Annotated in this window: 8 protein-coding genes; 5 read left to right on the top strand and 3 right to left on the bottom strand. The window is 56.1% G+C overall.

Annotated features, from left to right (window positions below):
- Nucleotides 1-942: 942 nt before the first annotated feature.
- Together ACTS1Z_RS14520 and ACTS1Z_RS14515 are read right to left on the bottom strand one after the other, a co-directional pair.
- Nucleotides 943-2,268 carry a hypothetical protein gene (locus ACTS1Z_RS14520; RefSeq protein ID WP_442625188.1) on the bottom strand — a complete coding sequence of 442 codons (1,326 nt, stop codon included), beginning with the start codon at nt 2,266-2,268 and terminating at the stop codon, nt 943-945.
- Nucleotides 2,268-4,160, bottom strand: coding sequence for a hypothetical protein (locus tag ACTS1Z_RS14515; RefSeq protein WP_442625187.1), 1,893 nt, complete (start codon nt 4,158-4,160; stop codon nt 2,268-2,270). Before ACTS1Z_RS14515 ends, ACTS1Z_RS14520 begins: the two co-directional genes overlap by 1 nt.
- Before the next feature lie 211 nt (nt 4,161-4,371).
- On the opposite strand from ACTS1Z_RS14515, the gene ACTS1Z_RS14510 reads away from it, so the two are divergent.
- The gene (locus tag ACTS1Z_RS14510) at nt 4,372-5,478 is read left to right on the top strand and encodes a patatin-like phospholipase family protein (RefSeq protein WP_442625186.1); all 1,107 of its coding nucleotides are present in this window, start codon (nt 4,372-4,374) and stop codon (nt 5,476-5,478) included.
- A gap of 483 nt (nt 5,479-5,961) precedes the next feature.
- On the opposite strand, the gene ACTS1Z_RS14505 is transcribed toward ACTS1Z_RS14510, so the two are convergent.
- Nucleotides 5,962-7,215, bottom strand: coding sequence for a hypothetical protein (locus ACTS1Z_RS14505; protein WP_442625185.1), 1,254 nt, complete (start codon nt 7,213-7,215; stop codon nt 5,962-5,964).
- A gap of 334 nt (nt 7,216-7,549) precedes the next feature.
- On the opposite strand from ACTS1Z_RS14505, the gene ACTS1Z_RS14500 reads away from it, so the two are divergent.
- From ACTS1Z_RS14500 to ACTS1Z_RS14485, 4 genes are all read left to right on the top strand, one after another.
- Nucleotides 7,550-7,936, top strand: a complete 387-nt coding sequence (locus ACTS1Z_RS14500; RefSeq protein ID WP_442625184.1) for a hypothetical protein — start codon at nt 7,550-7,552, stop codon at nt 7,934-7,936.
- Nucleotides 7,937-7,950: 14 nt separating this feature from the next.
- Nucleotides 7,951-9,435: a hypothetical protein gene (locus ACTS1Z_RS14495; protein ID WP_442625183.1), complete on the top strand. Its 1,485-nt coding sequence runs from the start codon at nt 7,951-7,953 to the stop codon at nt 9,433-9,435.
- Between the two features lie 355 nt (nt 9,436-9,790).
- Complete coding sequence (locus ACTS1Z_RS14490; RefSeq protein WP_442625182.1) at nt 9,791-11,854, top strand: S8 family serine peptidase; 2,064 nt, start codon at nt 9,791-9,793, stop codon at nt 11,852-11,854.
- A gap of 10 nt (nt 11,855-11,864) precedes the next feature.
- The gene (locus ACTS1Z_RS14485) at nt 11,865-13,184 is read left to right on the top strand and encodes an MBL fold metallo-hydrolase (protein ID WP_442625181.1); all 1,320 of its coding nucleotides are present in this window, start codon (nt 11,865-11,867) and stop codon (nt 13,182-13,184) included.
- The last annotated feature ends 135 nt before the right edge of the window (nt 13,185-13,319 follow it).

The raw sequence follows: 13,319 nt of genomic DNA, 5'->3' as shown, positions 1-13,319 counted from the left end.
GGCGGAAATCGCGTTGGCTCGGCTTGAAACCGGAAGATGACCTTCGGAGCTTCTGCAGCGATCGATTTTGGCAATCTCCCCGCTGAATGACAAGAGGGGGTTTGGTTGGTGAGAGTAGCATGGGTCTGCTTCTCAAAAAAAGAAAGTCACTTGATGACGAAAATCAAATCACCGAAAGGCAACCGACCTCAGACCGTGATCGCTAGGCCGTTTGCTGGTTGATCCAGAAAGAGAGATCTTGGTGCGCTATCCGCAGTTCTCGAGAAGCGGACGCTACATCTTTAACAGTCCTTATCCTTTAGCATGTGTCAGCCGTCATGACGTATCAATCAACAAACACCGTGCATTTGCCGATTCGGTGGCTAGCAACTCGCCATCCGATCAAGCGCAATCTCGATCAGTGGCCGGGCCTCAGCTGTGCTCAATGAGGCCAATTGCACGAGGTTCCGAGTCTGCCCCAATTCAGTAGCTAAGAGGTAACCCACATAATAGGCATATCGGGGAGGCAGCCTTGGATCACGGGCATCGCCAGCACAAAAAAGCGCGGAGACGGTTTGCACGTCCGTGGCATCCAAATTCCCGCGGACAGAGCAAGTCGCGAAATCCCTGTTGGCGTCCACGCGGGCTCGGATAGGTTCCGGCATTGCAAGAAGCAATTCGGAGTCACTCGCGCCGGGATTTAGGTTATCGGCGACATATGTAGCCAAACCTTCTGACCACATTAGACACCATACGCTTTCGCAGTAGGCAAATCGACGCTCATGATAGATGTGAAAGAGCTCGTGGTGGAAAAACGGTTGGATGTTGTGGTTCATATGGATCTGAGCGATAACATCGGCTCCGAAGGAGAGGAATCTCCCCATGGAAGAGCTTGCCGTTCTGGTTGCCCGCGACAGAAACGGCAAATGCCGATTCGAGTTTTCGAAACATCGTTTAGACAACCTAGCGCTGAATGTGGATCTCCGCGTAGAGATCAGTGATTTCGAAATCGCCAACCGGTGAAGATGTTTCATCCGAAATCAGTACGCGACCTTCGGTTTGGGCTTTCAGGCGTTCGTAAAGCGCCGGGTGCGGCATCCTCCACTTTTGTTTTTTCGCCATCTTTCGATCGAGCGGGATGAACGCTGTTAGATTGGGATGCGTCATCTTCTCAAGCCCTTGCTCGCGAAGAGTGGCATTGTGGCTAGCGTGATGTCCGACTTTGTAAAAGACCGTTCTTTCGAGAAGATCGTCCGATGTAATTGGTCCTCGGTTATCTGCCCAAGACACATCTGACCAAGACAGCCAATTGCCGACCTGCGCGTCGGCCGGGAACAACAACACCGAGCCATTCTCAGACAGTTCGAACGCAAGAACCAGGCTTGTGTTATTCGTATGCGCATCGAGTCTTAGCGCTAGCTCGCCGACTTCTGTATCAGAGGCGGAGTCAACAGCCCGCCAATCATCCTGAACATAAATACCGGTCTCATCATGAGATAGGTTGTATCGAGGATTGAAGGGAGCTTTGGTGTCGGCAGCACCCGCAAAACCGGTATCATCACCTGCCCTGGCTGGCAGAAGATACTGATTTTCGGAACCTACTATAGGCGCGAACAAATAGGTTTCATGACCGGCCGATGAAGGCCTACTCTTCTTGATCATTTGTTGATCGCGAGGTGGGCCAAGTACGAAAACCGACAGATCAGGCAAACCCTCGATTTTTATCGGCGCACCGCCAGGGCTCAAAAAAACACTCTCTTCGCGCCACTGTTGTTTGATAGAATTCATGATGTCTTCGGTACCAGCACGGCCGCTTGCACCGATATTGCCGAAAAAGCGTAATGCGGAGACAGCTGTGGAGTTTTCGTCGAGACCGCGCTCTACCATTTTTTGGTTTACGGCATGTAGATCGGCAATTGCCCGCCGTTTTCTGTCCCTCAGGATTTTAGCAAGACCGTCATTGGGGTCTTCGGTCCAGGCGAGCCAAAGCTCGTCGATCTTCAAATCTTCGAGCTCGTCCTTGGCCTGATGGAAACCTGAAATATGATCCCAATGTTCATGTGTGATGACTAGCCGATGCACATGGTTCCCAGTGGCAGACTTAATGTCTCGCGCCACTTTCCCCATCGTCTGATTCGCGTTTCCGGTTCCAAGAAGAACGCCAAAATCGACGAGCACGTAGTGCTGTTTGCTGGCCCCGTTCGCAAAGGCAAGGAGGAAGCAGTCACCCAATCCATGACGGTACATACGAATTGCGCATCCGCCGCGTTGCGCCCGTAAGCGTGTCATCACGACTCCCTTTCAGACAGGTGGACCATCGCCAATATCTCGTCTTCACGTTCACCATCCGAACCGTATACGCCGCGAAGGGATGGGTTCGCGTCTTCGCCTCGAAGAAAACTGCGCTGCCGTTCGTAGCGGTCTTCGCTTTCGCCATCCTTGAATATGCAGTAACGCAAGAGCCCAGAGCCCAGATCTACGATCAAGGTGCACCCATTTCTAAACCAGAAATCGCCCTTCTTCGGTGATCCCTTCGTCCAGCATTGACTTGCTTTTTCGAAGGGTCGGTCGAGCCAGCCTGGACGACGCTGAGTGATTTCAATGACGGCATCCAAAGTGATTTGACCGTCGGATCCGATACGCCGCGAAGGTTTGACCGAATGAACTTCAAAAGTTCTGCTCAGATCTACGCCGCTTATGAGTTTGGATTTGTACCTTCTGCTGTTGTCGATGACTTTATGGACCTGTGCTCGCGCCCGGCGCAACAAGGTGAAAGTTTCTTGCCGGTCGTTGCGGAGATCCCATTTCGCGAGCTGATCGTTTAAATTGTCTCCTAGAAAAACCTGTGGCCATTCTGATGCCGTCAGATCGGCATTGTCCCATCGCAAGCCGTCCTCGGAAAAGCTCTGAATATGCTTGGGAAAGATGCCCCATTTGCGAAACGATTCCATGAAGGCCGTTCGATACCGCAAAGGATCATGCGGCATCACTTCGGTGTCCGCGGTGACTAGGGCGCGGAGAAAGTTGCCGAACGTAATGTCGACGGGTGGAAGATAATCGAGTGCCCGGATACACATTTTGAGCACGTGCTCAGCGGATTTCGCCGCTTCATTGGCCAATCTTCGAACGAGGTCAGGATGCAGATGCCCAGCCGATTGTCCGTCTGACCGCGCTTCTCCGAGGCGTTTGAGATCGGCGGATCGCGCTTCATAGATCGAGCAAAATGCATCGAAGACCGCTGCGACAAGAATGGAGCCCCGTGCGTGAGGCTCAAAGGTATTTTGAATTTTATGGGGATCGGCTTGATGTCCGGCTGCGCTGCGCAGTGCTTTTCCGCGTCCGATCGCTTCGCCGAACTGCCGTGCAATGTCGCCGAGCATCGAGCCGCTGCGATCCAAAAAGCCGTTGGACTGAGCGATCTGGTACTCGAGAACATGCGGTATCGAAAAATGCTGGAACAGCGCGACAATGTCGGCAAACGCTTCATGGAATGCCAGCATGTCCGAATTGCTTGCATCGAGGAGGCGCCGATGCATCCCATCTAAAAGCGCGTGTGCAGTCTCATGCGCGATGATGTCATGCGAAAGGCATGTAAATACTACGCCGCCTGGCGTGATCCGATCGTCGCGAATGTCGTCCGGACGGAAATACCCGAACAGCAACGCGACCTTGGACGGGCTATAATAGGCATTAGCTTCGCGGAGCGCATGCGGATAAATGCGCAGCCGTTGCACATAGCCTTCGCTGTCATCGTCAGCAGCTGCTTCATAAGCCTTTCGATGCGCCCAGAATACTTTTCGTCCGAGGGCCGACTCAAAAAGACCGATCGTGCGCATAGCGACGGCGTAGACCATCTGCTGGTGGAACTGTGGGTTCCCTTCAGATGGGTCTAGCCCGTTCTGAGCAAGAATATAGGGCTCATTCAGATCAACAGGTTTATAGAAACATCCCGTTCCGCCGTCATAGTCGACAATCTCGAGATACTCACCGATAGGCCCCGGAGCAGGACCGTCGCGATCTCTATTGTCGGGGTAAGCTTCCCAGGGAATTGTGACGATCGTCTCATGGATTTCGGCGGTCGCGAGGCTTTGAGCCATGCTCGGATCGGTCGAATAGATTCTGAGTTCGCGCATTGCGGGACGCGAGAGGTCGTAGGGAGAAATGCGACGTGACCGTTCCAAGCCTGACCCTCCTCGTTTTGCCGATAAGAATCCGGGACCTATGCTTTAACTATCACTCTTCGAATCCAAGTCTCGATGAATTTCTGTTTTACAGAATTGATGTCAGATGGCAATATTAAGTGATCGAAGTAAGAATCGATAAAAGGGCAATAATTTACGTCCAAAACAGATGTAAATATACGAGCGACCTGACGCTATTCAGAGATTAATAGTGCGCGAAACCGATCGAAACAAACCGGCTTTGGCCCTTTCAGGTGGCGGGTTCCGTGCAACGCTTTTTCACATCGGCGCGCTCCTACGTTTGAACGAAATTGGGCTGCTCGGGGAGATCGAACGCATCGCCAGTGTTTCGGGCGGATCGATCGCGGCCGGTCGGCTCGCGGTAAAATGGCGAGATTTGATTTTTGATGCTCAGGGCAGGGTAACGAACTTCGATGAAATGGTCGCCGGGCCTCTGCGTGCATTTTGCCGGATGAATGTCGATCGATCGGTCATCATTAGAGGATCGATCGACCCTTTCCGCTCAATCGGTGAGAAGCTTGCGAAATTTTACGATAAATATCTGATGGAAGACCAGCAGCTGGAGGATTTGCCCGATTTTCCACAGTTCGTTTTCAAGGCGACCAATCTGCAAACGGGCCGTATGGTGCGGCTCTCGAAGAAACGCATAGCCGATTATCGCTTAGGCGAGATTCCGTTTCCCAAAGATGTGCGCGTTTCGATGGCCGTAGCCGCCTCCAGCGCTTTTCCGCCGGTCCTGTCGCCGGTTCGGATCAAGACCAAGGCGGACCAATGGTCGGAGTTCGAGGGCGCCGATCTTTTCGGAAATCCTCTCTACAATGGTGAACTCGTTCTGACCGACGGAGGGGCCTATGACAATATCGGTCTTGAAACCGTCGACTCCTTCAAGACGATTATGGCGAGCGATGCTGGCGCGCCTTTCGCGTACGATCAGAAACGATCGGCACCTTGGACGAAGCAGCTCAAACGCGTGTTGGACATTGCAACCGATCAATCGCGCGGACTTAGAAAGCGGCTGCTGTTTTCGGATGCCCGGGTGAATCGTCGGCGATTCGGATATTGGGGAATTGATCAAGACTGGTCGGCGGGTGACTTGCGCGGCGCCCTTCCAGCCGATTTTGAAATAACGTCGCAGCTCGCCCGTATTAGGACGCGGCTCGACCGGTTTGATGAACGCGAACAGGCTGAATTGATCAATTGGGGTTATGCCGCGTGCGATCAAGTGATCCGGCGCTTTATTTTGCCCGATGCTGCGCCGCCTAGCGGGTGGCCCGAACCGAGATATCCGTTAGGCTAGGAATAATTGACATTCGGGCTTCGGACATTGGGAAGAGGAGGGGAGAAGAACGGTGAATATATTCCTCGTCAATGAACCGTTTGAAGTCGGCGAGTTCCCCAACGCCTCTACGCACGGTAAGTAGGGCTTTCTATATTTCTGCATTAATCTGACCCAGGCAAGAATCTAGTCGATGTGCCGTAGGTAGAAATCGGTTTGTCGACTAGCGCGTATATACAATCCAAATCCGGATCGTCCGGTCCCGGCCCCAACCGCGGCCATCGATTACTGACCGAGAGGCGGGTAGTTATCGGAGGTTCCCGGTCTTGGGCGCCGAAAGGAACGACGCAATTCTCTCCAGTGATATCCGAAGCTGGGTCTTGCAACAGCGTCGGCCCGGGCCGCCTCGGTCCAAAGCCGAACTTTTCACAGGGTGCCTCGCTGCAACCCGGCTTGTTTACAGAGCTAAGGGTCTATCGCGTCATTTGCAATGAAAGGCCACTTTCAGGTCATTCGGAACTTTGCCGGGGCATCCGGTAATGTGGCTAGGTCTAGTTCTAGCAGATCACCATTGTCGAGCCGCTGCACCCCGACGGTGAAGGCGCCGTAGGCAATGAGCGGGATCGACAACAGGTCTCTTCCGGGCGCCATTGTGTATTCGCGGATCGAGTTGGGGAATGTTGGGTGGAGATAGACCCGCGCTAGGCTGCCTGCGGGGCTGGATCCGGGACGGAGGGTCTCTGTAATCGCCAATTTTACTTCGATCGAAAACAGTTCGTCATCACCTTTTTTGGGATAGACATTGGCGGACAGAGTCACACCGTTTACGCTTGCACTGCCTCCGAATACGTTCTTCCAGGGATCGTCGGGAACGGAGCCGGGCGACAAAATTTCGAAACTCTGCTGGCTCATCTCGATTTGCGAACTGACTATCGCCAACTGGCGATCGGATGTCCGCATCTTTTCCGCTTCCTTCTCCGCTTCCTCCCTGGCGTCGCTACCTGACGTTTTCTTTTGCTGGTTGCCGAGTTCGGCTGCCCGCTTGGCGAGTTCGCCTGCTTCGACGGAATCTTCGCGGATTCGTCTGCGCTGGGCACGACGGGCATCTGCAAGGACGCTTGGTAGGTAGCGCCGAGTCCATAGGTATCCGGCGAAGAATCCCAGCAGTGCATACGCCGCCATTATCAGTCCGCCGAGCGCTTTGTGCCTTTGTGGTTCCGGATCGGCACGCGCGCCGTTAGCACCTGGCTGGTTCTCCGTTGCACTAGTTGCTTGCCCCGTACTCGTCGTAGTGTCCTCGATGGGCGCTGCAACCACCATTTCGCTTGTGATCAGTTCAGCGGTGCTTTCGAAGCGCTCCACCCAATTGTTAAAGTTGACGAGTGAAAGCCCGATGATCGCACCGGTCAGCCAGATCGATACGCGTTCAAGCGCGCTGTTGTCAGAGTACCAGTCCGATGTTTCGCGCGTAGCGCCATTGCCGGCAGCGGCATCGGCAGGTTCGATCGATACGCGCCCGGTTGTTTCCGGAACCCCAAAGATGAGTCCCAACAGGACTCCGACGCAAAACGCCGCGATTGCGGCCAGGAGGCCGATAAACAGGAATCGTACGACGGCATCAAAGCTACCCTGGCCAAGCGCCATGACAAACAGGATCGCGAGGCCAGTCAGAGCGGTGTAAACGACGAATCGGAAAACGGTATCGCTAGGTCCGCTTCCTGGACCAAACAGAGTTATTCTGGAAAGGACATAGTTCATAGTCGCCCCCCTCATCTAACTTTAGTATAGATGAAATCGAATCGCTTAGAAACCGTGCGATGAATACGATCTAGGTTTGAGCCGCATCCGTTGGGACTCGAACAGGCCAGCAAAGCGTTGCCCCTTAATTGTCGACGGAAACAATGTTCGCAATTGGCTCGGAGAGCTGATTGTCCGTTTTTCACGTTCGAGCCACCAATAGTGGACGGACCGCTTTCGGCCTAACTTCGAGCCATCAATCAATAACCGAGACGGTTCAAGAACGGCGACAAAACTGCAAAATAATGCTTCAACTCAAGGTTCTTGCAATGATGATAAATTACTGTGATAATTCTTGAGAATCAAAAAAAAGCGAGGGGCACAATTGGCGAACTTTAGGAAGATCAAGTTCACACCGACGAAGCCCACAGGTGCGTTAGTCGTTTTCAGTATTCAGGGGCGTTTGACGGACTTTCCGGACGGTAAAGCAATCACGGCCAACATCGAGCAAGACGCCTGTTACGATGTGCTCCTCACCTGCAATGGCAACGCGGGCGACAAGGCCGCGGTCGAATTCGCCGCAGTGAGCAAGGAATTTGCGATCTACATCTGCACGCCCACGGGCGATCTCACCCGCGAGGAATATAAGAAGCTTTCGGTGGAGGTCCCCGCTGGAGAGAGCGCGTGGGTCAACACAAGCAAGATCGCGGTGCGTCGCAAGGCCGACAAGCCTGCAAAATAGTGGTGAGGGACGGTATGATGGCTGGCACCTTTGAGAAGATCGCCTTGGCTGGCCTGCTCGTTTCGGTCTCGCAACCGGCGATCGCGCAGTCGACATCGGAGAACACTGCACGCATCGAGCAGCTTGAGGCGCGGCTTGACGCCATCCTCGCGCAAAGCGAGGCCCAGCAGGCTGAAATCGCCGAGCTGCGAGCGCAAAACCTCCTCTACCGAGCCGAGCTTGACCGCATTGGTGGATCGGGGGGCAATGCGGCAGAGCAATCATCGCCAGTAGATCCGTATGCTCCGGTTGTAGCGGAGCAATCGGCTGCCCGGATCCCGTCCGCGGCGGATCGCTCGCGGACGGATGGCGAGGCCATGTCTGCATATTTCGACCTACGTCGCGAGACCGTGAACAGGCGCGTGAACGCCGCGTTCGATACTGCCGAGCCACTTCCGTTTCTTGCCGATGGCAGCCAGGGCGCTCCTGCGCGCGGCGGAGGGACCGCCGTCGGCATAACCGCGAGCAAGGATGGCGGGCGCGTTGCGATATCGCTCAGCAGCTCTCGGTTCCGGTCGGGCTATGCCGGTGGCATCGAAAATTGTCTCCTCTCCTCCGGTATGGACATCGGGGTCAATGATCCCTGCAACGCTCCGAATACTTATCAGCAGGACGTGACCAATGTCAGCCTGTCGGCGCCTGCTAGCAATAGCGGCGACACCAGTTTTGCCACTCTCGACGGCCTTGTCTCGGGACTCAAGACCGAGTTTCGGCACACAATCTATTTCGGGCGTATTCCGGACGCCGGGACCATCGATGGATTGCCAAGTGTCGACCAGGCACGCGCGAGATGCGTCGAGGCCAATCGTGCAGAGCCGCAACGGTGTACTGAGCTGAGTTCGGTCCTTGCCGACCGCTACATGGACGCAAATCAGCAGGAGGTTGCCGCAGACGCCATCTTCGACCAGATCATCGCCGGGAGCTATGGCATCACGTTCAATGGCGCGATTGGGTACAACGAGTATTCGTTCTTCCCTGACACCACGTTCTCTGCGGACACTGCCGAGCGTGTTTCGCTGTCTGCCGGCGCCGGCCTGATCTACTTCCCTTCGCGCGGCAGCTCGCTGCTCTTCGAAAGCAACTTCCAGCGAACCTACGAGGCCGCGACATCGACTACGCGGTGCCGTCCGGAAGCAGACGCCGGCAATGATTTCCTGACCTGCGCGACCGGTGCCTTTGCCGGTCCTTCGCGCGTCGAGCGCCTTATTCTCGGAACGCAATATCGCCGGCAGTTCGATCTCGCAGAGGGAGGATTGCTGCCACGCTTGGCTATTGCACCGCGCTTCGAGTTCGACGCCCTGTCCAACGACTATTCCATCGATGTGCCGGTTTTCCTAGTGAGCAACACGAATAGTGGAATGGTCGCCGGTATCCGCTTTGGATTCGAGGACGAGAGCAATGACAGCGAATTCAAGATTGGCGTATTTTACGGGACATCATTCGACCTTACCCCATTTTGAGCAACCGGTTTGGGGGGCGCCACAGATAGTCTTTATTGACGGCGTTGCGAAACTACGCATCTGAGAAGAATGAAGCGCTTTGCTGCGCGGTAGATGTTGGGCCGGGGACCGATTGTCCGCTTCTATGTCTGCTAGGGTCCAAACCGGACGGTCTCCTTCCGGCCCACCACGAGTAGAAAGAGAGAGTAATCACGAGCGCGGAAAATATGCTAGGTTGCTTTGAAATGATGTTCTTGACTCTTCAATGAGAGGGGGAAGTTCGATGAGTGATCTTGAAAAGGAAATATTTCGGCTTCACCCCCGATTGCGCGTGATTGCGAATGGTAGCGGCGCTGTGAATGCGTGCCGCTCAAAAATGTCCACGCAGGTCGCGACCGGACCTCGATTGGAGTTCTCCAACAACGAACTAGTCGACGGTATCGACGTCGCTGCCCTGCAGGCGTCGTTGCAGGACGTCTCGAGTATCGCGCAAGTAGATGGCGCAGTCCTGCGCGACCGCGAACTATCTGAACGTGCGAAGATAGAAAACGAGCCCAAGGCCGAAACGGCGTTCGTAAACGTCATGATCGACGTCGTTGCGAGCGGCAGCGGCGATGACGAAGGCGATAAGCGCGCGGCGATCGAGCGAATCCGCCAGCTTTGCGAGGCCGCGCTCGATGAACGCAGCGCGCCGAGTGCGGCGGCGCGCGTCGTGACCCGCGGCGACCAGGTCGCGGCGACGGTGCCGATTGCGTTTCTCGGTGAGCTTCAGGCGGATGGTGATATCGCCTTCATCGACAAGTCCGAAGCCCTCAAACTCGACGTGCCCGACGCCTCTCCCGCTGCGCGCCCTACGCCGCGCCAGATCGGGGAACGCGGTCTCCACAAGAATGGAAGCGACGTGATTATCGGCATAGTCGATGTGGGCGGCTTCGACTTCGCCCATCCTGATTTCCTCGATCGCGACGGCAACACTCGGTTCGAACGGATATGGGACCAGGGCGGCGATTTCCGTCCGGCGCCCGCAAGGTTTGGCTACGGCAGCGAGTTGACTAGGGAGCGGCTCAATGCGGCGATTGCGGCCGAGGCATCAGGCAATCTCCCCGCCGTCCTGCTCGAGGCGCAGTCGCAGCGCGCTCCCTCTTCTCATGCGACCCATGTCGCGAGTATCGCGGCGGGCAACAAGGGCGTATGCCCCAAGGCCGAGATCGTCGGTGTCCTCGTCGATGTTCCGATGCCGGACGGCGAGTTCGAGCGCCGCCGACAGACATTCTCGGACTCGAGCCGGCTCGTCCATGCGATCGAATATCTGCTTGATGTCGCGAAGGACAAGGGCAAGCCAATCTCGATCAACGTGAGCCTGGGAACTAATGGCGGTGCCCATGACGGGCTTGCCGGGACCAACCGCTGGTTTGACAATGCGCTTTCGCTGCCAGGCCGCGCGATCACGCTCGCGGCGGGCAATGCCGGGCAGGAGCAGGCAGAGCATGACGAGGATGTCGGCTGGATCATGGGCCGGATTCACACAAACGGGCGGATTGAGGCGCGCGGCCTCGAATCCGAACTCGAATGGGTTGTTGTCGGCAACGGGATTGCCGATATATCAGAGAACGAGCTTGAGATCTGGTACAGCCCGCAGGACCGCTTCGATGTCGAGCTCCTGCCGCCGGGAGAGACCGAGTGGCTCAAGGTGCGGGCGCAGGAGTTCATCGAGAACAAGCGTTTAAGCGACGGCACGACAGTGTCGATCTACAACGAGCTGTTCCACCCCGGGAACGGCGGCAACTACATTTCGATCTATCTCTCTCCCAACCTGCAGCCGGGAGAGATCCGTGGCATTCGTGCGGGTATCTGGAGGGTGCGGCTGACCGGTGAAGAGGTACGCAACGGGCGCTACCATTGCTGGATCGAGCGCGACGATCCGCGTGAGATCGGCATTCATGAAGGCCAGCGGTTCTTCCGGTTCCCTTCGTTCTTTTCTCCCCGCAGCAATGTCGACAGCCATTCGGTTTCCTCGCTCGCCTGTGGTCGCGCGACGATCGCGGTGTCGAACTATGACATCGCGACAAACCGGATGAACATCACCAGCAGCCAGGGCCCGACCCGGGACGGGCGATTCAAACCCGACATCGCTGCGCCGGGAACCGATATCGTTGCTGCCAATGGCTTTGCAGTCGATGGCAAGCGCTGGACATCTATGTCGGGGACTAGCATGGCCAGTCCCTATGTCGCCGGCGTGATCGGACTGATGATGAATGCCGCCGCCGGTCCAATCAATTCGCTGCAGTGCCTCGGTATCCTGCAACGCACCGCGCGCCCGCTACCTGGCGGCACGTTCGAATGGGTCGACGATGCAGGTTTCGGCAGAATCGATCCGGAAGCGGCCATCCTCGAAGCGGCGGGTTTTTCGAGCCGTACAGACCGAACCGACTTGGATTGAGGGCGAGCAGATGAAACTGAGAATCTTCAAATCGAGCCACGGCGATTGCCTCCTCCTTCAGGCCGACGGTCACAATGTTTTGTGCGATGGAGGGCTCTACGAGAGCATGAAAAGGCATGTCCGCCGCCCCCTCACAAGCCTGGTCGCCGACAACGGCGGCAAGCTCGACGCGATCTACGTGTCGCACATCGACCAAGATCATATTTCAGGCGTGCTCCAGCTGCTGCGCGATGCGCTCGAATGGCGCGTGCACGACTTTCACGAGGGTAATGGCGACACGAGGATACGCGAGCCGCGTTTCCCGCGTCCGCCGGATATCGACGTTCTGTGGCACAATTCCTTTCGCGACCAGGTTGGCGAGAATGCCGACGCGATAGGTGATCTACTCGCTGCGGCGGTACCCGCGCTCTATGCTACAGGTGTCGAGGAATTCATTCATGAGGCGCACGAAGTGGCCAATATTGCATCCTCGATCCGCGAGGCCCTGGAAGTCTCACGTTATGCCAAGCCCGATCTCCTCGACATCCCTGTCAATGTCCTGCCCGGCCATGACGGCCCGGCAAAATTGCTCTTCCGGCGCGCCAAGCCGGTTATGTTCTCAATCGGCTCACTTGATTTCACACTAGTCGGGCCATCGCAGAAGGCGCTCAAAGACCTGCGCGATGGGTGGAACAAATGGCTAAAGAGCAGCGCGGGCAGGAATGGCGTCAAAGCGGTGCGCAAGAAGGTCAAGGACCAGCTGGACAGGTTTGCCGCAGGGGACCACGACGGCTCGCCATTCGACCTGCGCGACTGGAACGGGATTGCCACCTTCAAGGGCGTGACCGCCCCAAACGTGGCCTCGCTCGTGTTCATGGTCGAAGAGGACGGCAAGCGCTGCTTGTTGACCGGCGATACCCAGCAGGACGTCCTGCTTGCAGGTCTCAAGGAAACGGGTTTCCTCGATCAGGGGCACCTGCACCTCGATGTTCTCAAGGTTGCTCATCACGGCTCCGAGCACAACACGGACAAGGATTTTGCGCAGGTCGTCTCGGCGGATCATTACGTGTTCTGCGGCGATGGCAGCCATGGCAATCCGGAACCAGAGGTCATCCAGATACTATACGATTCCAGGCTTGGCCCGCAATCGAAACGGGCCCTCGCGCCGGAAGCCGACGGGCGGCCTTTCACATTCTGGTTCTCGACCAATTCGGACGATCTTGCGCCAGGCGGAAAGAACCACCAGAACTTCTCGGAGACAGAGGAATTGGTCCGTAAGCTGGTCGATCGAAGCGATGGCCAGATGAAAGCCGAGTTCGTCAAAAGGGACTACCGAACCTTGACCGTCTGACGTAGCGCTAAAACTGACTTCACTTGGCTTCCTAACGGCCGGGTAGGTTAGCATTTTCTTGCCTTGATGAAATCCAGTGCGGGACGGTAGTTTGTTTTCGATAATCGTCCGCCTCCCCGTTCCCAATCCGCAAAA

Source organism: Parasphingopyxis sp. (assembly GCF_052168295.1).
Taxonomy (GTDB): domain Bacteria; phylum Pseudomonadota; class Alphaproteobacteria; order Sphingomonadales; family Sphingomonadaceae; genus Parasphingopyxis.
The sequence above is the reverse complement of the archived record's forward strand: the minus strand, read 5'-3'. Positions and strand labels throughout refer to the sequence as shown.